This window comes from Micromonospora sp. NPDC005291 (assembly GCF_040607415.1).
GTDB lineage: Bacteria > Actinomycetota > Actinomycetes > Mycobacteriales > Micromonosporaceae > Micromonospora.
Map to the genome: position 1 here is coordinate 1 of NZ_JBEXGR010000043.1, position 23,481 is coordinate 23,481.

At 67.5% G+C, this 23,481-nt stretch carries 21 protein-coding genes and 1 pseudogene; 15 read left to right on the forward strand and 7 right to left on the reverse strand.

The features are described 5' to 3' along the window. The first annotated feature begins 571 nt into the window (after nt 1–571). Entirely contained in the window at nt 572–1,069 is a 498-nt protein-coding gene (locus tag ABZT18_RS31270; protein WP_354997949.1) for a hypothetical protein, read from the forward strand. An 867-nt stretch (nt 1,070–1,936) separates the two neighbouring features. On the opposite strand, the gene ABZT18_RS31275 is transcribed toward ABZT18_RS31270, so the two are convergent. Next, nucleotides 1,937–2,797 carry an SDR family oxidoreductase gene (locus ABZT18_RS31275; protein ID WP_354997894.1) on the reverse strand — a complete coding sequence of 287 codons (861 nt, stop codon included), beginning with the start codon at nt 2,795–2,797 and terminating at the stop codon, nt 1,937–1,939. A 125-nt stretch (nt 2,798–2,922) separates the two neighbouring features. Between ABZT18_RS31275 and ABZT18_RS31280 the strand changes: the two genes are divergently transcribed. The 3 genes from ABZT18_RS31280 (at nt 2,923) to ABZT18_RS31290 (ending at nt 4,241) form a co-directional block, all read left to right on the forward strand. Beyond that, on the forward strand, nt 2,923–3,327 hold the full coding sequence (locus tag ABZT18_RS31280; RefSeq protein WP_354997895.1) for a helix-turn-helix domain-containing protein: 405 nt from the start codon (nt 2,923–2,925) through the stop codon (nt 3,325–3,327). Nucleotides 3,328–3,465: 138 nt separating this feature from the next. Next, nucleotides 3,466–3,861 carry an MmcQ/YjbR family DNA-binding protein gene (locus tag ABZT18_RS31285; RefSeq protein ID WP_354997896.1) on the forward strand — a complete coding sequence of 132 codons (396 nt, stop codon included), beginning with the start codon at nt 3,466–3,468 and terminating at the stop codon, nt 3,859–3,861. Further along, complete coding sequence (locus ABZT18_RS31290) at nt 3,858–4,241, forward strand: MmcQ/YjbR family DNA-binding protein (RefSeq protein ID WP_354997897.1); 384 nt, start codon at nt 3,858–3,860, stop codon at nt 4,239–4,241. Before ABZT18_RS31285 ends, ABZT18_RS31290 begins: the two co-directional genes overlap by 4 nt. Before the next feature lie 759 nt (nt 4,242–5,000). Here ABZT18_RS31290 and ABZT18_RS31295 read toward each other — a convergent pair. The 3 genes from ABZT18_RS31295 to ABZT18_RS31305 form a co-directional block, all read right to left on the reverse strand. Continuing rightward, nucleotides 5,001–5,285 carry an integrase core domain-containing protein gene (locus ABZT18_RS31295; RefSeq protein ID WP_354997898.1) on the reverse strand — a complete coding sequence of 95 codons (285 nt, stop codon included), beginning with the start codon at nt 5,283–5,285 and terminating at the stop codon, nt 5,001–5,003. Nucleotides 5,286–5,313: 28 nt separating this feature from the next. Continuing rightward, a complete protein-coding gene (locus ABZT18_RS31300; protein ID WP_355253164.1) occupies nt 5,314–5,628 on the reverse strand; it encodes a hypothetical protein in 315 nt (104 codons plus the stop codon). A 509-nt stretch (nt 5,629–6,137) separates the two neighbouring features. Next, nucleotides 6,138–6,530, reverse strand: coding sequence for a hypothetical protein (locus tag ABZT18_RS31305; protein ID WP_354997900.1), 393 nt, complete (start codon nt 6,528–6,530; stop codon nt 6,138–6,140). A gap of 155 nt (nt 6,531–6,685) precedes the next feature. Here ABZT18_RS31305 and ABZT18_RS31310 point away from each other — a divergent pair, with 155 nt between their 5' ends. Further along, complete coding sequence (locus ABZT18_RS31310; RefSeq protein WP_354997901.1) at nt 6,686–7,201, forward strand: hypothetical protein; 516 nt, start codon at nt 6,686–6,688, stop codon at nt 7,199–7,201. Between the two features lie 264 nt (nt 7,202–7,465). Continuing rightward, nucleotides 7,466–8,518 (forward strand): IS110 family transposase, encoded by a 1,053-nt coding sequence (locus ABZT18_RS31315; protein WP_354997902.1) that lies wholly within the window; start codon nt 7,466–7,468, stop codon nt 8,516–8,518. 304 nt (nt 8,519–8,822) lie between these two features. Here the strand turns inward: ABZT18_RS31315 and ABZT18_RS31320 are convergent, their stop codons facing one another. Then, nucleotides 8,823–9,425 carry a response regulator transcription factor gene (locus ABZT18_RS31320; protein ID WP_354997903.1) on the reverse strand — a complete coding sequence of 201 codons (603 nt, stop codon included), beginning with the start codon at nt 9,423–9,425 and terminating at the stop codon, nt 8,823–8,825. Then, nucleotides 9,422–10,570: a histidine kinase gene (locus ABZT18_RS31325; protein ID WP_354997904.1), complete on the reverse strand. Its 1,149-nt coding sequence runs from the start codon at nt 10,568–10,570 to the stop codon at nt 9,422–9,424. Before ABZT18_RS31325 ends, ABZT18_RS31320 begins: the two co-directional genes overlap by 4 nt. 108 nt (nt 10,571–10,678) lie before the next feature. Between ABZT18_RS31325 and ABZT18_RS31330 the strand changes: the two genes are divergently transcribed. The 8 genes and pseudogenes from ABZT18_RS31330 (at nt 10,679) to ABZT18_RS31365 (ending at nt 21,338) form a co-directional block, all read left to right on the forward strand. Next, nucleotides 10,679–11,560 (forward strand): ABC transporter ATP-binding protein, encoded by an 882-nt coding sequence (locus ABZT18_RS31330; RefSeq protein WP_354997905.1) that lies wholly within the window; start codon nt 10,679–10,681, stop codon nt 11,558–11,560. A 27-nt stretch (nt 11,561–11,587) separates the two neighbouring features. Beyond that, on the forward strand, nt 11,588–12,307 hold the full coding sequence (locus ABZT18_RS31335) for an ABC transporter permease (RefSeq protein ID WP_354997906.1): 720 nt from the start codon (nt 11,588–11,590) through the stop codon (nt 12,305–12,307). Then, complete coding sequence (locus ABZT18_RS31340; RefSeq protein ID WP_354997907.1) at nt 12,304–12,984, forward strand: GPP34 family phosphoprotein; 681 nt, start codon at nt 12,304–12,306, stop codon at nt 12,982–12,984. The genes ABZT18_RS31335 and ABZT18_RS31340 overlap by 4 nt, the downstream gene beginning before the upstream one ends. Before the next feature lie 852 nt (nt 12,985–13,836). Continuing rightward, complete coding sequence (locus tag ABZT18_RS31345) at nt 13,837–14,529, forward strand: DUF1877 family protein (RefSeq protein WP_354997908.1); 693 nt, start codon at nt 13,837–13,839, stop codon at nt 14,527–14,529. Between the two features lie 43 nt (nt 14,530–14,572). Further along, nucleotides 14,573–18,340 carry an AAA family ATPase gene (locus tag ABZT18_RS31350; RefSeq protein WP_354997909.1) on the forward strand — a complete coding sequence of 1,256 codons (3,768 nt, stop codon included), beginning with the start codon at nt 14,573–14,575 and terminating at the stop codon, nt 18,338–18,340. Further along, nucleotides 18,337–19,209 carry a hypothetical protein gene (locus tag ABZT18_RS31355; protein WP_354997910.1) on the forward strand — a complete coding sequence of 291 codons (873 nt, stop codon included), beginning with the start codon at nt 18,337–18,339 and terminating at the stop codon, nt 19,207–19,209. The genes ABZT18_RS31350 and ABZT18_RS31355 overlap by 4 nt, the downstream gene beginning before the upstream one ends. A 1-nt stretch (nt 19,210) precedes the next feature. Next, nucleotides 19,211–20,386: a 4Fe-4S binding protein gene (locus ABZT18_RS31360; RefSeq protein WP_354997911.1), complete on the forward strand. Its 1,176-nt coding sequence runs from the start codon at nt 19,211–19,213 to the stop codon at nt 20,384–20,386. An 82-nt stretch (nt 20,387–20,468) separates the two neighbouring features. Continuing rightward, nucleotides 20,469–21,338: pseudogene (locus tag ABZT18_RS31365) on the forward strand (IS5 family transposase). Nucleotides 21,339–21,353: 15 nt separating this feature from the next. Here ABZT18_RS31365 and ABZT18_RS31370 read toward each other — a convergent pair. Beyond that, on the reverse strand, nt 21,354–21,644 hold the full coding sequence (locus ABZT18_RS31370; RefSeq protein WP_354997912.1) for a hypothetical protein: 291 nt from the start codon (nt 21,642–21,644) through the stop codon (nt 21,354–21,356). 57 nt (nt 21,645–21,701) lie between these two features. Between ABZT18_RS31370 and ABZT18_RS31375 the strand changes: the two genes are divergently transcribed. Then, a complete protein-coding gene (locus ABZT18_RS31375) occupies nt 21,702–22,691 on the forward strand; it encodes a hypothetical protein (RefSeq protein ID WP_354997913.1) in 990 nt (329 codons plus the stop codon). Nucleotides 22,692–23,481: the final 790 nt, after the last annotated feature.

Below are 23,481 nucleotides of genomic sequence, written 5' to 3' on the forward strand. Positions count from 1 at the left end.
CGTCAGACTCTGGCTGGGAAGCCCGGCGGCGCTGCACGGATCAAACAGCGCTACTTCCAGCCCAAGCAAGGTGACTAGGGCAGCGGCCCACGCTCAGCTTGGGAATCGCGTTGATCTACACGGGGCGTAGCGACATTCTGGGGGCAGGCGGCACGCGGGGTGTCTGCCTCGCTGATCGGGCGTCCCGCGCTGCCCCGTTCTGACCGTTGCACCGGGCACGCTACGGGCACGGTCATCTGACGTCGAGGAGGGTCGTCATGGCGTTGGTCAAGAAGGGCTCTCGGCTCATAACGGTTGACGGGGTCACCTACAGGTGGCGAGTGCGCGGCAGACCAACCTATGTCCAAGGGCTGTGTGAGCGACCGCTCGCTGTCGCTGTAGAACAGGTCGATTGCAAGGGCAGGGTGTTGCTGGTCAGCATGCTTCAGGACCATCCAAGTAACTGGATTGGCGGGTCGGCCGTGCCCGTTCTCCCGTCGGCGGTCGCTGCGATTGTCCGCAAGGCATTGGCCGAGGGATGGCAAGCTACCCCGTCAGGCACGGCCTTCCTTATGACTGCGCCCGTGGGCTGATGACACGACGCTTCGGTGACCGGGCCACGTTCGCGGTGGAGGTTGGCGAGGTCGAGCCGCACCAACTCCGCGTCGTCGACCTGTGGGCGGCTGGCAAGAGGCTGACCACCGAGGACAACTACCCCTTCCTCCCGTTCTTCATCCGCGTTATGCGGTCGAGCGCAGCGCAGGTGCGCCGACGCGACGTCAAGCCCTGTCCCTTCCCGGGCCGCACACCGGAGGAGATCTTCCGGCTGCTCCACGCAGACGACACGGAGTTTCGGGAGCAGTCCTGGTTCATGCAGTGGGGCGAGACCGTCGACAACGTCTCCAAGTACGCCTACCTGAACGACGATCTAGTGATCGTCTTCGCGTTCTGGCGGCCAGACCATCCCTTTCCGGATGACCTGGGCAAGGTCTTCGTCGCCAGGATCCCACCGGAAGAGTTCGTGGCCACCGTCGAGGAAGCAGCCGATCTGCTGGACGCCGAGTTGGTTGACGTCGATCCGGCCCGGTGACCGAACCGCCACGCCCTACGGCGTCAAGCTCACCTTGACGACTCGTTCGAGCGCCGGAACGCCTCGTCCGGGACGAGGCCGTGGTGGGGATGCGGCGCGCGCATCACGGGCAGGCCCCCGCCTGCCGGCAACGCCGGCCCGAGGGGTCGCAGAGGCTCCGGGGTCAAGGGCGGACCGAAGGGCCGTCGCGCAGCGATGCGAAGCACCCTCGAGTCCGGAGGGGGCGGCCCCGCATCCCCACCACCGCCGGCGGTGACTCGCCAAACGGCGCGGCGTACGACGGCCGCCGCGCGCCCAGGCCGGCTGCCGGCCCGCGAACCTCAACCATCCTCGGCGCTGCCATCTGCGGCGGCCCCGTAGGTTTCTGCTGTCTGCGCCAGCCGACGGGCGTGTTGCGTGGCCGGAGTCGGAGCGCCAGCGAAGCGACGGACGCGCGCCCAGGCGGCGGCCAGTTCGTAAGACGTGTCATGCCGTGGATGTCGAGGGGGAACTCGTTGAGACTCTCGATGCTGACAGCATTAAAGCGTTCTGCCGAGACGAGCCGGAGTTGTCTAGCCGGCCAAGTCGTCTGAGCCCGGAAGCATTAGCTCGCATGATCGCCTTGCGTCGCCCGACAAAACGGGGGCATCTTCGGCACTCTCACGCTCGCGATGTTTTGGGCGCCCCGGCGGAGTAAAGGTCCGCATCGGAGATGTTTCGGGCTGGAGTCGGCGACGTCTTCGTGCCCGGATCGGGCCGGTATGCCGATCCGGGCGTCGTGCCTACTTACGCCCGAGGTGGGGCGCTGTGGAAGGTGAGGTTTCTGTCATATGGTCGGCAAAGCCGGTGACACTGTGAGACGGCTGTCCGGTTGGTGCGGCGGTCGGTTCAGGCTGCTGTCTTGACGGCGGCGGCGACGACGTCGGTGAGCGGCGTGCTCGGGCGTCCGATGAGTCGTTGCAGGTCGGTGCTGGGGGTGAAGAGTTCGCCGCGGCTGATGCCGAGGTCGGAGTCGACCAGCAGGGCGGCTAGCGGCGCGGGCAGTCCGGCGCCGAGCAGCATCTGGGTGTAGGCATCGGCGGGCAGGTTCTGGTAGGTCACCGGTTTGCCGCTCTGGGCGGCGACCTCGGCGGCGAGTTCGGTCATGGTGTACGGGGTGCCGCCCAGTTCGTACACGGCGCCGTCATGACCGTCGCTGGTGAGCACGACCGCCGCGGCGGCGGCGAGGTCGGCCCGGGTGGCGCCGGAGATCTGGCCGTCGCCCGCTGAGCCGGCGATCGTTCCGTACTGGAACGCGGTGGCGAGGTTCTCGGTGTTGTTCTCGATGTACCAGCCGTTGCGCAGGAAGACGTACGGCAGGCCGGACTCGCGGATCAGTGCTTCGGTGATCCGGTGTTCCTCGCCGAGCTTCGTGCCGCTGGTGTCGGCGCCCAGGGCGCTGGTGTATGCGATCTGCTGGACACCGGCGTCCACTGCGGCCTGCACGACGTTCTTGTGCTGCAGTTGCCGCTGGCCGACCTCGTTGGAGGAGATCAGCAGAAGTTTGTCGGTGCCGGCGAACGCCGCAGCGAGGGTCTCGGGTCGGGCGTAGTCGGCCTCGCGCACCTGAATGCCACGGTCGGCGAGGTCGGCGGCCTTGTCGGGGTTACGCACGGCGGCCACGATCTGGCCGGCGGGAACGCCGCGCTGCAGCAGATCCTCGACGACGAGGCGGCCCAGGTGGCCGGTGGCGGCGGTAACAGTGATCATTTTCGGTTCTCCCGATGTCGGTTGGCGAACTGCCTGCCTACAGAGTGCACTAACTTTCAGAAAGTGCCAACCCTGGGAGAGTCCTGTCATTGTTCGGGTACGTTCCAGCAGCTACCGTCATAGGCATGTCCAGCACCGCATCGCGAGAGAGCGCCGTCGAGCCGATCGATAACCTGATCGTTGACGTGTTCAACCGCGCGTGTCCGTCTCGCCAGACGATGGAGACGGTTGTCGGCAAGTGGGGCACGCTGGCCCTGGTCGCCCTCACCGAGGGCTCCTACCGGTTCAACGCTCTGCGCCGCCGGGTCGACGGGGTGAGCGAAAAGATGCTCGCGCAGACCCTGCATGCCCTGGAACGCGACGGCCTGGTGACCCGCGACGTGCAGGCCACCATTCCTCCGCGGGTGGAATACACGCTCACCGCCTCGGGTACCCGCATCGCCGCCATGCTGCGCGCCCTTCTGGACGCGCTCGAAGCCGAGATCCCCGCGGTCATGACCGCACGCGAGGACTACGACCGGCGGCACTGACCCCGCCCTCGGCGCGCGACCGGTCCACCGGACCCGGCCTACGTACACAACGATGGGCCCTGCCGGCGCGCCGCGCGACGCGGCCCGACCGCCTTCGATGTCACATTCCGTCACCAACGGAGTAGGCTCACCACACCTATGAACGGATCGGCCCTGCACAAGACCGCCGCCGACTGCGCGGAGCAACTCCCCGGAGCCCGGCTGGAGCACCCCTTCGGCCCCGACTGGGAGGTCTTCAAGGTACGCGGCAAGGTGTTCATGCTGATGACCGAAGTCCCGGGGCGGCCCGTCGTGATCCTCAAGGCTAACCCCAGCGAGGCCCGCGCCCTGCGGGAGCAATACCACCACATCACCCCCGGCTACCACATGAACAAGAAGCACTGGATCACCCTGGAGAGCGGGGAGGGCATCGACAAGGAACTCGTCAAGGAGCTCGTCACCGACTCCTACCTGCTCGTCGTCGCCCACCTGCCCAGGGCTGAGCGGCTCGTCGACCCGCACACCTACGACACCGGCACGCGGGCGGCCGGGTGAACACGGCCGGTGATCGGCTCCAGGACACCGCCCGCCAGGCGGCCCTGGCGCTGCCCGGCGTCAGCCACGGATACCCCTTCACCCCCCGACTCGACGTGTACAAGGTCGCGGGCAAGGTGTTCCTGATCGTCACCGACGACCCAGACGAACAGATCATCACGGTCAAGTGCGAACCCGAACACGCCCGCGCGCAAGAACGCGGCTACGCCTCGATCACACCGGGCCGCTACCTTGACAAACGCCACTGGATCTCACTCGGGCCGGGACCCGGCATCACCGAGCGGCTGATCACCGACGCGGTCGAGGACTCCTACGACCTGGTAGCCGAGCGACCGCCGCGACGTGACCGCCCACATCCCCAAAGTGGCGGCCCGACCTGACCGAGCAGTAGATCTACTAGTCGTCCTCGGACATGAAGTCATAGCCCCCGCACTCGACCGTGCCCACATAGCCCGGAGGATCTCGCCGTTCTCCACCTCGGTCACCTCAACGCCAGAACCGCGGTCGGCTGAACACGTCTAGCCTCGGCCCGGTCGACCTCGCGCTGCGCCTGCCGTCGGCGTCGTTCATCCGCTGGATGCGTAGCTTGGGCGGCCGCCGTCGCTCTGTGACTGACGACGGGCGGCGTTCGAGCCTGGAACGTTCTTCGACAACGCCGGGAAGGCAAGCCGCCCGGGCGCTCGCCGACTGCTGCGATCCGTCTAACGGTGAAGTCCTAGTCGCGCCGAAACTCGCGGTCGACCCGCCCACGAAGCCGCCCGTCGGCCCGCTCGTCGCGGCCGTCCGCCAGGCGGCGGAACGGTCCGGAACAAACCCCGCGGCCCGCGACCTCCGCACCCAGCAGACCCCGCACAACGTTGACGCTCCGTTACGAAAATGGGCTCTCACTGCTGGACCAGATGGGGCCCACCGCAAGCCGTCAGAATCACTGCACGCACAGTCAGAACGGCACCCCATGGCGCGGAAACCGAACTCGTCGCGCGCCCGTCCCGGCCACGTCTGGTGATGACCACGTCGTCGGCGTACGCGGCGTCGATGCCGACGCCGTCGGTCGCGAACAAATGTCGCGGCACCTGGCGAAACGCCTGTGCCGTGCCAAAACGCCCTACCGGCCGTGACCTGCCACTTTGCGGTTGTGGTCAGGCCGCCCGGTGGTACTCGTTGAGAACTCCATCGAGGACGTCTCGCCGCCGTATGGCCGCGTCCATCGACACGACGACATTCGGATCATAGTCGGGTGGACGTTGATCGAGACTCTGATGCGGACGATGGCCGTTGAAGCGCCGCTCGTAGACGGCCAGCACACTGCGGGCGTGCCGCTCGTTGTAGATCAGTACATGGTCGGTGCACTCCCGGCGGACGCTGCCCACGAACCGCTCGGCGTAGCAATTCGCCCTCGGCGTACGTGGCGGAATCTTCACCACGTCCACGCCTTCAGCAGCGAGGACCGCGTCAAAGGTCGAGGTGAACTTGCCGTCCCGATCCCGAGCCAGGAACCGAAACGACGCCGCCCCGCTCGCCCAGGTCCATCATCAGGTTGCGGGCCTGCTGCGCGGTCCACGCACCAGTCGGGTTCGCGGTGACCCCAAGAACGTAAACCCGGCGGGTCGCCACCTCCATCACCACCAGGACGTACAGCCGTCGCAGGGCGATGGTGTCCACGTGGAAGAAGTCCGTCGCCAGCAGCCCACACGCCTGCGCCCGCAGGAACTCCCGCCAGCTGGTGTCGCAACGGCGGGACGCTGGGCCCAGGCCCGCGCGGGCCAAGATACGCCGGATCGTGCCGGCGCCAACCCGATACCCAGCCCGAGCAACTCGCCCTGGATACGCCGATGCCCCCAGCCCGGGTTCTCCCGGGCAAGCCGCACGACCAAATCCTTGATCTCATCGCTGACCGCTGAGCGGCCTGGCTGGTTCGGGTACGTCCAACGCCTCTGGACCAGCTTACGGTGCCACGACAGCAGGGTGGCCGGGGCGACCAGGCGATGCTCGCGCACCCAGCGGGGTAACAGCCGGGCCAGCGCGGACAACACCGCCCGGTCCGGCCAGGACAGGTTCGGCATACCGACCTGACGACGCAGGACCGCGACCTCGTGACGAAGGACGAGCAGCTCGGCGGTCTTCGCCGCGTCCGACCGCGTCAGCCACGCCAACCATCCAAACACCTGGATCATCGCCAGATACAGCATCCGCACCACCATGACCAGATCATGGCCGGCCTCGACAAAACGCCAGCTCACAGACCATGCGACGAGTTTTGGCACAGCACAGGGCACTCAATGATCAGGGGTGAAGAGGCCCTCGCCGCTGGTCACGAAGCACCCGAACATGTCGCCGAGAACAGCTCGTTGGTGTTCCGTGAGCGGGTTTACGAACACCACAACACCGACCTCTGCGGCCCGGCAAGCCTGCGCGATCTCTCGCGCTTTGCCCGGGCTGAGCAGTGTCCGCCTCGAGAACGGCACAGCCATTTTGGCCGCACCACCGTGCGAGACACCCCGCCGCTGGACGTGCCGGCTCACTACCCGCCCGCCGTGGGCCTCCACGGAGGCCGCCAACACGTCAAGCTTTGCGCCGAACTTCGTGTCCTTCGCTGAGAACAGGCCCACGAGCGCCACGTCGGTGCCCGCCAGCACGGAGGTCGGTGGCTCGGTCGGAGATCGCCGCACAAAGCCATGGTGTCAGATGCCATACGGGCAGCCGCTTGTCGGCACGACAGCGCAGTGGCCGGCCGGGCCAAGGCGCGGACAGCGGCTGATCTGGATGCGGCCCGACTCACCCGCAGCGCCTTCGTACTCCGTGCCGATCTTGGTAGCGTTCAGCCGTGACTGATGATCGTGAAGTCGTTCGCTGTTTTGAGCCCTACGCCGATCATCTGACCTTCGTCATTTCGGACGCGGAGGCGACCGAGGACGTCTTTGACGGAGATACCTGGGACCGGGCCGATGACACCTGGCGCATCGCCGTTGAGCGTCACTGCATCGTGGTGGGGACGGCCCGCTACGACTACGTACCGGTGACGGTAGCGCTCTTGAACACGCCTCCCGAGGTTGAATCTCTCGACGCCTTCGACCACGTCGTCGAAGCAGACATTCTGTTTCCCTCAGGGAAGATGGCAGTGACCGGTGCCACGGAGCTTCCGAACGAGGTTGAACCTGTGCCGCTGCCGGCAGGTCGATACAGGGTTCGGGTGGCCTACGCGCAGACGGACCGTCGGCCGGCTAGGTGCGATCTGGAAGGTGTCGGGGAGCATCTGGAGTACCAACTCACGATGTGGCCGACCGACGCAGACCTCGGCGTGCACGTCTTGAAGCAAGGTGCATCGCCTTGGGCGTACTGACGAGCAGGTACGAAAAGGCCCGGCATCCGGTAGCGATCGGATGGCGGCTACTTGTTTCATTGACCTGCGACCGTTGCCTGGCCAGGCTTCGGTCGAGGCGCCCGGGCTGTCGCTCTTATCGCGGCTGCCCACGCTGGTCGTGTGGCTCTCATTTGGCCTGCGCAAGTCAGGGGTTTGCTCGGCGCGAAGTAGCGTTGCCCTCCCGGCTCGACAACCCAGGTGGATCGAGCATCGGAGGGCACGTTGACTGTCCCATCAGACCGCGTGGTCATCGGAGTGGACCCGCACAAACGCTCCGCCACGATCGAGATCATGGCCGGCGACGAGAGCATCGGCGGCGGCCGGTTCGACACCGACCGCGACGGCTACACCATGATGAGGAAGTACGCCACGCAGTGGCCGAACCGAGTCTGGGCGATCGAGGGCTGCCAGGGCATCAGCCGGCACATCGCCACCCGGCTACTCGCCGACGGCGAACAGGTCGTCGACGTCCCGCCGAAGCTGTCGGCCAGGGCACGGGTGTTCGCCACCGGACAGGGCCGCAAGACCGACGCCACCGACGCCCACACCATCGCGCTGATCGGCACCCGCATGGCCGGCCTGCGTCCAGTGGTCAACGACGAGCAACTGACCATGCTGCGGATCCTGGTCGACCGGCGCCGCTCACTCGGTGAGGACCACACCCGGATGGTGTCCCAGCTGCACCAACTGCTCCTCGAACTCATCCCAGGTGGCGCGAAGAAGAGCCTCTCCGCCGCCCAGACCAAAGCACTACTGGCCACGGTCCGGCCCCGTGACGCCGTCGGCAAAACCCGACGCCGGCTCGCCGCAGAGCTGATCGGTGACCCCGAACGCGTCTACCAACGCTCCAAGGAAGCCGACAAGGAACTGAAACAACTCGTCGCTTCCACCGGCACCACGTTGATGGACCTACACGGCATCGGACCCTCCGGCGCCGCCCGACTCCTGATCGAAATCGGCGACATCACCCGATTCCCCAACCGGGCCCACTTCGCCTCCTGGAACGGCACCGCCCCGATCGACGCATCCTCCGGCGAGCAGATACGACACCGGCTCTCCCGTGCCGGGAACCGGCAGATCAACCGCGTGCTGCACATCATGGCCACGGTCCAGCTCCGCAACCCCACCGAAGGCCGCGCCTACTTCGATCGAAGGAAAACCGCCGGGAAGACATCGATGGAAGCGCTGCGGCCGCTGAAACGACGCTTGTCCGACATCTGTCTACCGACAGATGCTCGACGACGCCACGATGGCCACGACGACGGGCCCGGGAGGACAACGGGAGACGACCAGTGACTCCAGCGTGACCAGCTCACATCCCCATGCCGGCTCTTCGGAGAAGTCACTTCCCGGACCCGCCAGACCCCAGCCTAGAACAACCCTCGCCGCGGCCTCTTGACACAGAGGGGAGCCATGAGCGTGCGATCAGAGCCAATCACGTGATGGCCGCAAGCCGACCCCTTCGGTGAAACAGGACGCTGCACCAACTTTGGCCTGAGGAAACGAGAAGCTGCAGGCAGGGGTGGGTGCGGTGAAGGCGGACCGCTCGTCGGCCCGGTACCGCACCGTGCGACCGGTGCCGGTACGGCAGCGGTGCGCCTTACAGCCAGTCGTGTTCGCGGGCGTAGCGGGCTGCTTCGTGGCGGGTCCGGGTCTGGGTCTTGCGCATGGCGTTGGAGAGGTAGTTGCGCACGGTGCCCGGGGCGAGGTGGAGCCGTGCGGCGATGTCGGCGACCGAGTAGCCCTCGCCGGTGACCCGCAGGATGTCGGCTTCACGGTCGGTGAGGGGGCAGTCCTCCGTGACGGCGAGCGCGGACACGTCCGGGTCGATCCAGCGTTTGCCCGCGTGCAGGGTGGCGATGACCGAGGTGATGTGGGCCGGCTCGGCGGATTTGCTGACGAAGCCCTGAACGCCGAGCCGCAGCGCCTTGCGTAGCACGCCGGGGCGGGCGTGCCGGGTCAGCATGAGGATCACCTGCTCCGGTCGCTCGCGGCGGATCTCGGCGACCGCGCCCAGGCCGTCCACGCCCGGCATCTCCAAGTCGATGACCAGCACGTCGGGTCGGTGCCGCAGGGTGGCAGCGATCGCCGTCCGGCCGTCCTGCGCCTCGGCGAGGACCGTGATGTCACCCTCCATCGGCAGCAGCGCGGCGAGGGCCGTGCGCAGCAGCACCTCGTCGTCGGCGAGCACGATGGTGGTCATTGGCCGTCCTTCCCGCTGACCGTCGCGTCGGCCCGAGCGGGTGGGAAGACCGCTGCGGTCACGAACCGCTCGTCCTTTTGTTCCACGGTCAGCTCACCTCCGTCGCCCGCCACCCGTTGCCTGAGCGCCGCCAGTCCCCTGAGTGCGGGGACCGCGGTGGCGGTGACGCCGTCGTTGACGATGGTGATGCCCGTTTCGGAGAGCGTGATCTGCACCTGGGTGGCCTGTGCGTGGCGCAGGATGTTGGTGGTGGTCTCGCGCAGCACCTGGCCGAGCAGCTCGTTGGCGCGGGCATCGACGTCGGCCTCCCGGGTCACCCGGACGCGGATGCCGGCAGCCTCGAACAGGTTCTTAGCGTTCTCGATCTCCGCGGTGAGGTTGAGCCGCCGTTGCGCGTAGGCGAGTTCCTTGGTCTGCGCGATGGTGTCGCTGACCAGCGCGTACGTTTCCCGCAGCTCCTTCTCCGCCCGAGCGGTGTCGCGGAGCAGCAGTCGCTGGGCCAGGGCGATCTTCAGCTTGACCACGTGCAGGGTGTGGCCCTGGATGTCGTGCAGGTCGCTGGCGAACCGCACGCGCTCCCGGACCACGGCCAGCTCCGCCTCGCGTTCCCGGGTCTGTTCGAGCTCCCGGATGAGGTCGTAGAACCGCTCGCCCACTACCGTGAAGACCGTCACGACGATGGTGAGGGCGGTCGGGATGAGGACGTAGGTGACCAGGACGTGACCGATGTCGTCCCGCTGCACCAGCAGCCGCGCCGCGCCGACGGCGGCGACGTAGGTGAACAGCCCGGCCATCGTCAGAGCCCGATGCCGTCGCACCTCGCGCAGGGCGAGCGAGCCCACGGCGCAGAACCCCCAGTAGGCGTTGGGGCTGCCGGTCACCAGGACTCCCAGTGGCCACACCGCTGCCCCGACGATCACGCACGGCAGCGCCACCCGCGCCAGGTCGTTGGCCGTCCACCGTTCGAAGGCCACCAGGGCCGCCACGGCTCCCGGTGCCAGGACGACGACGTGCCACCAGGTACGCGCGTCGGTGTAGAGCAGGACCACCGCGGCAAACACCACCGGCGGCAGTGACGTTGCGAGGTTGAGCCGACGCAGCCTGCCCTGCGTCGACTCGGTGAAGCGCGGCGATTTCGCGGTCACCACACCAGTATCCGGCAGCCAGGTGCCACGACCAGTGACACCACGTCACATGGGATGGTGACATGGCGCCACTGACGGATTGGTCGCGCCCGCGCTGTCATTGGCCGCATGTCCACCACACCCGTCATCGAAGTCGAACGGCTGAACCTCACCTACGGCGACTTCCACGCCGTGAAGGACCTTTCCTTCGAGGTGCGGCCCGGAGAGCTCTACGCACTGCTGGGCACCAACGGAGCCGGAAAGACCTCGACCCTGGAAGTCGTCGAGGGACACCGGAAGCCGACCTCGGGCACCGTACGGGTCTTCGGGCGCAGCCCCGACGACCGCCGGGCGGTACGTCCCCGGATGGGCGTGATGCTCCAGGAAAGTGGTTTCTCCCCGGACCTCACCGTCCGTGAGTCCGTCGGTTTGGTCGGTCGACTCACTCGGCGCACCGACGACGTCGACCGGGTGCTCGACCTGGTCGACCTCACCGGCCGAGCCGGCCGCAAGGTGGCCCAGTTGTCCGGCGGGGAGAAGCGGCGGCTGGACTTCGCCACCGCGGTCTACGGCACCCCGGAGCTGATCTTCCTGGATGAGCCGACCACCGGCCTCGACATCCAGTCCCGCGACGCCGTGTGGGCGACCGTGGACCGGCTGCGGGAGGACGGTGCCACCATCGTGCTCACCACGCACTACCTGGAGGAGGCGCAGCAGCGCGCCGACCGGATCGGGCTCATGCACGAGGGCACGCTGCACCGCGAGGGCACCGTCTCCGAGCTGACCCACACGCTCCCCGGCGTGATCCGCTTCGCCCTTGCCGCGCCGGTTCCGCCGCTACCGCTGCAGGCGGTCGTCGACGCCGACGGGAAGGTCATGGTCGAGTCCTTCGAGCTGCAGAAGGATCTGCACCTCCTGCTCGGTTGGGCGCAGGACCACGCCGTGGAGCTGCGCGACCTGGCGGCGGGGCCGACCCGACTCGACGACCTATTCCGCGCCATCAACAGTTGATTTCGATCTTTCGAAAGGAGCGTCACCGTGTTGTCCATCGCGTCCAGCGAACTGATCCAGATCTTCCGCAACCGGTTGGTGCTGATCACCAGCCTCATCATTCCGGCCGCGGTCTGTGTGTTCTTCGTCCGTCAGCACGAGACCTACGCCGCCATCGGGAGCCTCGGCTACATCGCCGCGATCGTCATGTTCACCGTGGCCGCGTTCGGGCTGTACGCCACGGCCGTCACCACCCTGGCGTCCCGGCGGCAGAATCTCTTCCTCAAGCGGCTGCGCTCCACCGCCGAAGGCGACGCCGGCATCCTTGCCGGCCTGCTGCTGCCCGTACTCCTTCTCGCCGTGGTGCAGGTGACCGCGATCCTGACCGCCCTGGCCGTGGTCGCCGGCGGACCGGCAAACGTCGCCCTGCTGGTGGTGGCGGTCCTCGCGACCGTGGCCATGATGATCGGTCTGGCGCTGGCCACGGCCGGGCTGACGAACTCCCCCGAACACGCGCAGGTCACCACCCTGCCCGTTACCCTCGGGGTGATCGCCATGGCGAGCTGGGTGGGCATCTCCGGGACCGAGAGCCTCGGCTGGCTCAAGCGGCTGCTGCCCGGTGGCGCGGCCACCGAACTGACCATGAACGCCTGGAACGGCGGCGTCGCCGTGACCGACTCCCTGCTTCTGCTCGCGCCCACGCTCGGCTGGGTCGTCATCGCCGTCGCCCTCGCCACCCGACTCTTCCGCTGGGAGCCCCGCCGATGACCACCGAACCCCGGTCGGACGCTCCGACCCTCGTGGAAGATCTCCTACTGCTGCTGTTCCAACCCGGTTCCGGGACCATCGCGGGAGAGAACACCCTCTTCTACGTCCTCGGCGGAGCCGTCCTCGCGGACCTCGCCCTCGGCGACCACCTGACCACGACGGACCGGGGGCGGGTCAGCAGCGTCGCGGGCCATCCGCCGTCGGACGACCTCCTGCGGCCGGCGTGGGACTACCTCGCCGAGAAACCGAGGGGGGTGCAGACGGCACTGGCCGCGATCGGTCCCGCCCTGCGGGCGCCGGTCTTGCAGCGGCTCATCGCGCGAGGCGACATCGACCAGGAGCCCCGCAAGGTGCTCGGCCTGTTCCGGACCACGGCCCTGCGGGACGGCCGGACCGAACGCCGGTCCCGCCTGCTCGCCGACGTTCGGCAGGTCCTCGTGGATGGTGCGGAGCCGCAGGCCAGGGTCGCCGCGCTCGCGGCACTGCTCTCGGCGAGCGGGACGCTCCCGCAGTCTCACCGCGAGATCCCGTGGACGTCATCGGTGATCAGCCGAGCCAAGGAACTCGAGCGGGGCGACTGGGGCGCCGACGCGGCGTCGGCAGCCGTGACCCGCACCGTGACGGCCATGGTCGTCAACAGCGCCGTCGTGGCCATCACCGTGCTGCCGCGCAGCTAGCGCGCCAGTGAGCCCTGCGACGTCCCTATCCGCCGTGCGCCCACCCGCGCGCGACCGCCACGACATCCGTCTGACGCGGATCCCGTACTGAAAAGGAGGCCCGCGACCGGACGGCGACGGCCGCTACACCGATCACGCGGAACCCGACGCCAGCGCGATCGCGTGGGAGTTCGCCGAGCGTCATCCGATGCGATGAGGCCTGGCCGTCTCAAAGCCCTCGTCTCTGTCCGACGTAGGAGAGCCCTTATGGCGCGGTGACCGCTTCGCCAACCTGCACCCAATCTGCTCCCGGTTGCAAGGCCGGGCCAACCAACGGCTCCTTACCGCGTTGACCTGCGCACCCTCCCCTGCCCGGTGACATATAGATCTGTCGACTGCTCGGCAGAATCGGAGCACTCCGCGGGAAACAGGACGCCGCACCGACTCTGACCTGCGGCAACGTGGAGCCGGAGGTGAGGGTAGGTGCGGTTGAGCGCTGTTCGATGCCGTTGGACGCAGTTCAAGGCCGTTCCGGGCATCCCGCTGCTCCCAACCTGCTCCCCCTAAACCGGGCTCGATCCGGCCGCCGACCGCCGACCGATCGTGAGCTGCCGGCCCAGTGCCTTGGTTGGCACCAGCGCTGGCTCCCGCAGCCGCATCGGTCGATCGGGGAGCACGCCCCCGATCGCCTCGCCTTGTCAGCGGCAGAGCCGTGCGCCGCTAGGTTGCCGGAGACCTTCGCCTCCTGTTGGGGGAACTGTCGTAACCAGCGGTTAGCCTGCCGTGGTGAGTATGAACGGCAACTGACCGCGCGTTTCGCCGGAGGAATTGGAGCGGGCGAGGTCCGACCTCGGCTGAGCCTACGAACTCGCCATGACGGAACGGGACGACAACTCCGAACGCTGGGCTGCCACCGACAAGGCATGGAACGGGCTTGATTTCCTACTTGATCGGCTGAGCTTCGAGATTCCGCTGGTCTTGGGTGCGGAGGGGTTCGTGAAGTTGCCAGGCGTCGAGCCCGACAGCGAGGAGATGTTCGATTTCCTGGCGAACCTCGAAGACGACTGGGGTTACGGGCCGCCTTCTTATCTGACACCGGTCCAAGTAGCGACGGCGGCCTCGCGACTGGCCGCGCTCACCGAAGATGGCCTCATTCGGGGCGTCGACCCGCAGGAGTTGAGCCGCGCCAATGTCTACCCCGGGCCCCGGGAAGGACCCGGGGAACTTGCGTGGGTGGCCCACTATCTGCCAAGCGTCCAAGGCTTCTTCGCTGCAGCCGCCAGGGATCGGGTCGGCCGTGGCGATCGGGCGGAGCGGTCGGGCTGCAGGCGACCGAGGCTTCAGTCTGGCCCGACGACCCGCGATGGCACGAGTCGACGGCCGGCCAGGCGGCCGACCTCACACGTGGCCCGTATCGGGCCGCCACAGCTTTGCGCGAGTCGCGCACCCATCTGGGCAATCACAAAGCGGCGCAGGCGGTGTGTACGCCGCACTCCCGCGTTACGCATCGTCACCATCGCACCTACCTTGCCGGCGGCACACGTGACATCTCGACAGTCAAAATGATCACGGGTATTATTTCTCAGGACTGCCGCCGAGGGGGCTACGGGTGACATTACGAGAATTCGTAGGCCGCCAAGCCGAGCTCACCGCGTTCGCGCGTTTCCTCCGCCCGTCGAGCACCTATCGAATTCTCGCCGTCAGTGGAATCGGCGGTGTCGGAAAGTCGACACTCGTCGAGAAATTCTGTGGAATTGCCCGTGCCGGGTCCCACTCCGTGGCGCTGCTGAACGCCCGTCGACTGTCAAATCCCGACCTCGGATTAGAATACCCCGCCGCGGTCGAGGCGATGATCGCCCTGGAAAGGTCGTTCCGTGATGCTGGCCTGAAACTGACCGAATTGAGCAAGCAGCTCAACCGGTACAAGAAGCTGCATTCTTCGCTTGCCCGCAAGTTCGCCGGGGCCGAAGGCGCTGCCGTCGGTGTGATGATGAAGGTCGGCCTGTCCGCCATCCGGGCGGGTGCGACCGTCTTCCCGCTGGCGGCCCCGCTCAACGAGGTCCTGACCCCGGAGCTGGCCACGCAGGTCAGCGCCGCCATCGCCTCCTACCGGCGCGCCGCGGACCGGCGGCTGCTGTCCGATCCGGTGGAGGAGCTGACGGCGACGTTCGTCAGAGGCCTCAACAGTCGAGCGAGCCATGATGAGCGACGCATCGTCATCGTGGTGGACGAGTTCGAGCGTGTGCCGATCCGCGTCGAATACTGGCTGCGCGCCCTGTCGTGGGGCGACTTCGGTGCGCTGGACCAGCGCGTGCTGCTCGTGCTCTCCGGGCGCAGCTCACTCAATCAGGACTGGACGTCGCGCGGGCTCGCTGGCGGCCCGTCTGAGGTGATGCAGTTGCGATTGCAGCAGTTCTCCAATGGCGAGGTCATCGAATACCTGCACCGCAGTGCCGGCGTCGACAGCGAATCCGCCCAGACGATCGCGTCCAGTCTCGGGCCGACGTACCGGCTGCCACTCGTCCTGCGGTTGCTGGTGGCCGATCCCGGCCGGTTGCCGCTGCACACTGTCGGGCACGGCCATCTGGGCCTGTTCGCCGACGATCTCGTCGGCCGGATCCTCGATGTGCGGGAGACCAGCCAGCCACGCCGCGATCTCGCCCTGGCGATGAGCGTGGCCAGGCGATTCGATCTGTCGATCGTCTCGCTGTTGCTGGGCGAGATGGGTAACGACGAGGCGCGCGAAGGCCTGCAGTGGCTGACCCGTCAGGATTTCATCGACCACCACGCCCCGGCGTACACCTATCACGACCTTGTGCGAAGCGTCTTCATCGAGCACCTACAGAACACCGATCGGGATCTGCTCAAGGGCATGCATCTCACCATCCGCAGACACTACGAACAGATGCTCACCGACAATATGATCGACGAGCGTTCGCGGGCGGTGAGTCTGGAGGTTACCTACCATGCGTTGTCCGGAGGTGGCGGCCGGCCACTGACGGATGCGTTGCAGCTGCTTTTCCGATTCCTTCCCACCGCCTACGAGTACGGCATGGAATGGAGTCGCGCGATAGGGCAGGTGCTCGCCGAGCGCACCGACTACGGCCCGGTCGAGCGCGCGAAACTGGAACGCCTGTCGACGGTGCTTGAAGAGTCGTGGCTGCTCAGCGTGCCGTCCGCGCGCCCCGGCGCGGCGGTCGCCGCGGACCCGGCGATGAACATCCTCTTCTCCAGTTCGTTCGACGACTCGCTGCCGACCATCGACGACCACAACGCGGAGCTGTGGTTGTCCTATCTGGAGTGCCGGCTGCGGATCGTCGCCGGCAGCCCCGATGACCTAGCCGTCGCGTTTCACGAACTGCGTCGCATCTGGTCGCACCGCGTCGGTCTGGAAAATCTGCTCTCGTTTCGGGTCGCCACGGATCTCGCCGACGTCCACACCCGCCGGAACGAGCTCGCGGAGGCGCTCGTCTACCACCGGGAGGCGGTGGCTATCGCGACGGCCGAAGGCGCGCAGATCTGGCAGGCGTTCGCGCTCTACCAGTTGGGTAACGACCAGAAGCGCCAGGGCGCCTACCAGGACGCGCTCGCCTCGCTGTCGGCCGCGATCGAGCTGATGAACACCACCCGGACCGACCGGTCGACCCGCTACTACCGGGGGCGTTTCCTGCTCGACCAGGCCATCACCCTGACGTACCTGAACGACGCGGTTGCCGCCGAGCGCAGCTTCGAGGAAGCCCGGGTCGCCTTCGCCGGCAGCAGCAAACTCAGCTATGCCGAGCTCAGCCACCGGGTTGGCTGGTTGAAGCGGGTCCGCGGTGACCTGACCGGGGCGCTCGCCGACCACGAGGCTGCCATTCGCGCCTTCGAGGAGTTCGACTCCGGGTTGCACATCCCGGACGGGCGCACCTCGGCGGTCAGCTACCTGCTGGCCAAGGCGCTGCACAGCATGGGCAACGTGTACGCCGAGATGAGCCGCCACGCGGACGCGCTGTGCACCTACGCGAGGGCGATATCCCTGTTTCAGGGCCAGGGCGGGGTGCGCCACGAAGCCATCGTTCTCAAGGACCGCTCGTGGAGCCGGGTCATGGTCGACGGTTACGAGGCCGCCGAGCAGGATGTGATCGACGCCGTCGATCTTCTCGGCCCGCAGGGCTCCCAGTCCGAACGTCCAGCGGTGAACGCGGCAACCCACCTGGCCGAGGCATGGTTGACGCTGGCGAGGATCCGCTGTTGTCGGGCCGACCTGCACGGTGCCCGGGTTGCCTTGCGGAACGCCCTGCAGATCATCGGCGGAGAGGTGAACCCCCCGCTTCTGGCACCCGCGTTGCTGCAGCTTGGGCTGTCCCACGCGCTGGCGGGCGACACCAGAGGTGCCCTGGCGGCGCTGCAGCCGGTGAGTGAACGGGCGAGGGCGTCGCCCACACTGCACTGGCAACTGGCCGGGCGGGCACGACTGGTGGAAGCCGTCGCGTACGCGGTGGCCGGCGATCACGCCCATCGCGACAACGCATTGGCCGAGTCGCTTGTCCTTGGTGCCCGTTGGAACGAATTCGAGCGGCGTTCGCTGGTCGAGTTGTGGGGCCGACTTGAGCCTACGATGACGGCCATGACGAACTCTCGCGCGACCACGCTGACGGATCCGGAAACCGTGAGCGAAGACCAGGACGAGATCATCGACATCTACGACGAAAGTGGCAACAGTCGCGGCCAGGCGAGCAGCAGGGCCGCACACGTGGCCGGCCTCTGGCACAGATCATTCCACTGCTGGATCATCTCCCGTGACCCGGCCGGGGACCATAAGGTGTTGCTCCAGCGGCGCGGGCCGTTCGCCAGAAGCTTTCCGAATCTGTTCGACATCAGCGTCGCCGGTCATTACAAGGCGGGTGAGGGTGTCGAGGGCGGGGTCCGGGAGTGCCGGGAGGAGCTGGGCATCGAGGTCGATCCGGGCGCGCTGCGGCAGATCGCGCGCCGGATCATCGACGAGACCCTCTACAACGGCACGGTCAACAGGGAGTTCCAGGACATCTACCTCCTGGAGCTTAATGATCCAATTGACTCCTACACGATTGGCTACCCGGAGGTGAGCGCGCTTGTCACGTGCTCGCTGCGCGGACTGGTCGGTGTGGTGACCGGCGATGTCCTCTCGATCCCTTATCAGGGCGTCTCGTACGACGAGAGCCTGGGCAGGGTCACCGATGTCGACGGACGGCTCACACAGGCCGACCTGATATTGGAGGCGAGGGCCTATCACCAGACCGTCTTCGCGCTGATCGAGAGAGTCGTCGACAGTGGTGTCGCCATCGCTGACCTCGCCGGTGCGGCACAGTCCGAAGTCCGCATTGCCGACCGATCCCGATGGATCGCGATGTTATGACGTCAGCGGTGGTGATCGGGGACATCTTCCACGACTACGTCAGCGACCTCAGCCGGGCCAACGTCCCCGTGCCCATCGACCTACCGACACGCAACGCCGATGCCGTCGCCCCGGTGCTCAGCGCTCCGGGCGGAGCGGGCGCGCAGTTCGGCATCGCCTCCGTGTCCGTTGGCTTCAGCCCGGTCACGATCATCGGCAAGGTCGGTGGGACGAGCGCCACCGAGGTCGACATCGAGGGCAGATCAGCGCTGGGCGCGATGTCCTCGGCGGGGCTGCGATTGGCGCTTGCCATCGACCCCGAGGTGCACACCGGCCGTGCGATGATCACCTACTTTGCCGGCGATCACCGCTTCATGATCTCTGATCCTGGCGCGAACGCGACCTTCCAGCCGTCGGACCTGACCCCCGCCATGCGGGATGCGGTCGCGACTGCCGATCTGCTCTACGTCTCCGGCTACTCGCTCGTCACCCCCGCGCGGCGGGTCGCCGTCCGGGAGCTGATCGGGTGCGCCCGCGCCCACGGCGTGACCGTGGCACTCGACCTGGTTCCCCACGAGTTCGAGGCGCTCGTGCCGCGCGGCACCGTGGACGCCATGCTCGGCTCGATCGACTGGATTCTGCTCGCCGCCGTCACCGGCCGACGACTCGTCGGCGCGGCACCGACCGCGAGTGCGGAGGACGTCCTGGACACTCTCGCCGCGCGGATCGCCTCGGTTGCCGTCTTCGAGCATCCGAGCAGCGCGACGGTCATCAGCCACGGTACGCGGAGCTCCCACACGTTCACCTACGTCGCCGGTGCGCAGAGCCGTGGCCAGTCCGCCCGTGCCCATGCCGAGCTTCTCCACGGGCATCTGACGATGAGGAGCTGATGTGGGTGCAGCGCCGCAGTCCGCTGACCTGTCCGTCGACCTGTGCGGCGTACGGCTGGACGGGCCGCTGCTGCTCGGCTCGGGTGGGCTGGGCGAGTCCGCCGACACCCTGGCCGACTTTCAACGCACGTCCTGCGCCGCGGTGGTCACCCGCACACTGCGTACCGTCGTCCTGCCCGGCCGGGAGCGGTTTCCCAGCCCGCACCTGAGCGCCGGCCCCCGCCGAAACTGGTTGTTGAACTGCGAGTGGGGCAACCTGCGCCCGTTGCGGTACTGGACCGATACGGGGCTTCCCGAGGCCGCTGCCCGGGGGCCGGTCATCGCCAGCATCTCCGGTCGAAGTCTCGAGGATTGCGAGCGAACCTGCCGCGCTATCGCCGGGAGCCCGATCGCTCTCGTCGAAATCAACTTCTCGTGCAGTCACGCCGGTCAGGCGTTCGGACGGGTCAGCGACGACGCGGACCACGTCGCCCGAGTCGTCACGGCCGCAAAGCGGGTTTCTCCGGCCCCGGTGATCGCGAAGCTGGGCTGGAGCCCGGTGCTCGCCGAGGTGGCGGCAGCGGCGGCACGGGCGGGCGCGGATGCGATCTCGGTGACCAACAGCATCGGTCCGGGGCTAGACATCGACGTCGACACCGGCCGCCCCAAGCTCGGCATCGCTGGGGGATTCGGGGGCATGAGCGGGCCGGCGATCTTTCCGATCGCCCTGGAGTGCGTCCGGCAGGTCGTCGACGCGGTGCCGGTGCCCGTCATCGGTGTCGGCGGGATCTCCTCCGCAGACGACGCGATCAAGATGATCATGGTGGGGGCGACCTGTGTGCAGGTGTACACCGCGGCCACCTTCCGGGGGCCCGCCGTCTTCGACGCGATCACGAACAGCCTGCGGCACCATCTGCGCAAGCACGGCCACCAGACAGTGGCCGCGATACGCGGGCTGGCGACACCGCACCTCCGCGAGCCGACCAATACGCACATCCGCGTCCCGGTCGTCGACACCGCCCGCTGCCACCCCTGCGGCGCCTGCCAGCGGGTGTGCCCCGCCGACGCCATCGACATGACCAGCCGAGCGGAGATCCGCCCGGACGCCTGCACGGGCTGTGGGCTCTGCGTCGACGTCTGCCCGCCGTACTTCAACGCGCTGTCGCTGCCCCAGGGCACGTCCAACAGGAACGGCTGAGACGGCGTCGCCCACCGCGCGGGGTGGTCGGCTAGGGCGTGTCCTGCCGATCTTGTAGTGGTTGATCGTTGACGATGTGCCGGTGGTACGTCGTGGTGAGTTGACTGACGAGGCGTGGGCGGTGATCGCGCCACTGCTGCCGGAGCCTGGCGGCGCGCGAGGGCGGTGGCGGGATCACCGTCAGGTCATCAACGGGATTCTGTGGAAGTTACGTACGGGTGCGCCGTGGCGTGACCTGCCGGAACGCTTCGGGCCGTGGAAAACCTGCCATGAGCGGCTGCGGCGGTGGACCGCGGATGGCACCTGGGATCGGATCCTCGCCGCGGCGCAGGTCCATGACGACGGCACACCGGTGCAGTGGACGATCAGCATCGACTCGTCGATCGTGCGGGCGCATCAGCATTCCGCTGGTGCCCGCAAAAAAGGGGCTCTCCAACCTGTCCGGCGACGCCTGGTGCGCAAGATGGCGAGGCCATCGGCCGGTCCCGAGGCGGACTGAGCACGAAGATCCACCTCGCGGTTGATGGTCGTGGCCGACCGCTGTCGATCCTGCTCACCCCTGGTCAGGCTGGTGACAACCCCCAACTCCTGGCGTTGCTCGACGCGATCCGGGTCAACGAGCCAGGGCCGGGCCGGCCCCGCAAGCGCCCCGATGTGCTGATCGCCGACAAGGGCTACGCCCACGACTCGACCCGACGAGCCCTGCGGCAGCGAGGTGTCCGGCACGTCATCCCCGAACGCAGCGACCAGGTCGCCCGCCGTGCCGCCAAAGGCAGCGCTGGCGGCCGACCACCAGCCTTCGACAAGCAGGTCTACCGCAAACGCAACGTTCGTGGAACGCTGCTTCAACCGGCTCAAACAGTGGCGTGACCTGGCCACCCGCTACGCCAAACGCGCGTCGCTCTACCAGGCCAGTCTCGTCCTCATCGCCGCCATCATCTGGCTTCCATGATCGACAGGACAGGGCCTAGGCCGGCGGCTCGACCGCCTCGACGAGCACCTGGAGTACGTGCCGGTACGGCTGCCCGGTGGCCCGGCTCATGCCCATCTCGCAGGTGCGGTTGCAGGAGACGTACGCGTCGGAGTCGCGCTTGTTGACCTCGGTGGCCTGAGCCGCGGTGGCGCCGGCGGTGACCTCGGGATGCAGCAGCCCTCGGTCGCCGGGGAAGGCGCAGCACCTCCAACTGTCGGGCACGGTCACCATGTCGGCGACCGCCTGGGCCACCGTGCGCAGGTCGTCGATGCCGCCCAGGTGCACTGTGGAGCACGTGGGATGCAGGGCCAGCGAGCCCAGCGGGCCATAAGATCTACTTCTATGGTCCGCACCACACCTCCGCGTCCCCTCGACATCACCGCACTCTTCCCCGAACTGCGGGAACATTCCATTACGGCTACCCGCCTGCATCCCCGACCCGGCGCTCCGACCGTTACCGATAGCTCAGTCGGCGGACCACTGCTGTGGCCGGCCGACGAGGTATGGCCGGTCTGCGACGACGCCGGGGCGCACGAGCCATACAACCTGACCACCCCGGCCGCCCTGCGCCGTAGGCGGGAGATCCTCGCGGCCGCAGAAGCCCGGGAGCCGCTGCCTGGCGGGGACTTCTTGAGTGCGGAGGAGCGGGCCGAGCTCGATGCGGCCGACGCTCTGGACCTGGACGACCTGATCGAGGATCCCATTCCGTTGGTCCCGGTCGCGCAGCTGTACCGACAAGATATCCCGGACTACGCCGGTCCGAACGGCACCGACCTGCTCCAGGTGCTGTGGTGCCCGGTGGACCACTCAGACCGGCACTACAGCCCTCGCGTCTTCCTCTACTGGCGCGACAGTTCCGCCGTCGGCCCGCTGCTCGAAGCGCCTCCCGAGCCGCCGGTGATCAGTGACATGTACCTGCCGGTCCCGTGTGTGGTGCACCCCGAGCAGGTCCGCGAGTACCAATACGCCGATCTGCTCCCAGACGACCTACGCGAGCGGCTCGACGAGTGGGATGACGACGAAGACGAGAGCCGTCCCCACTATCAGACCGACTTGTCGCTGGCGCCGGGATGGAAGGTCGGCGGGTACGCGAACTGGTCACTGACCGATCCGTACCCGATGGATTGTGCTGCCTGCGGCACCCCGATGGCCTTGATTCTCACCGTGGACTCGGGCGACTGGAACGGCAGGCATTGCAGCTGGCGCCCGTCCGAGGAAAACCCCACCGCGTCCCCAGACACCGTCGGCGTGCAGATCGGACGCGGCTACTCGCTGTATACCTTCCGCTGCCCCGAATCATTCGATCATCCCCCGGCCACCGCTATGCAGTGACGCGGCCTCCCTCCATGGCCTGCCGGCCTCCGAACGCACTCAACTCGACGTGAGCGGACGCCGCCCGACTGCCGTCCGGGAGCGAACCGAATGATCTCTTCGGATTCGCCGAAGAGGTCTACAGCCTGACGGACCTGGTCAGGGCACTGCCCGTGGGATCGGTGTCTCGAATGACGAAACTGCAGCAGGCTCCAGCAAGCCCACCCGAAACGCTCGACATCGATTTTTAGCACGCTTACAGACGTGACCCTAGGCGAACCGAGACGCTGGGCGGTGCCAGCCATCCCGGGAGAAGCAACGCCTGACCACTTCGACCTCTACTGGGAGGTCACGGAGCACCGTTCGACCGCATCACCACAGGTCAAAGCCCTCGTCTCTGGTCGGCGTCGGTGAGCACTTCGGGCGCGGAGACCACTTCGCCAACCTGCACCCAATCTGCTCCCAGTTGCAAGGCCGGGCCAACCAACGGCTCCTGACCGCCTTGACCTGCGCACACCTCCCTGCCAGGCGACATATTGCCGACCGCTGCAAAGAACCGCGGACGGCCGCACGGATCTCAGCGTTCGACCACACCTCCGAGCGGGAACGGACGATCCTGCGCACCATCGTGGACTCCTGGTGGGCACCCTTTCAGGACGCCGATCGGAACCGGTCCGGTCGGGGACGTTCTCGACGCAGACCAATCTTCGCCGCCTGCGGACCGACACCTGCGAGCACTGCGCGGCACCCGTCATCCACAGTCACGACGCGCATCGCATCCAGCTCCAGACCCAGGGCTCGGTGCTCGTCG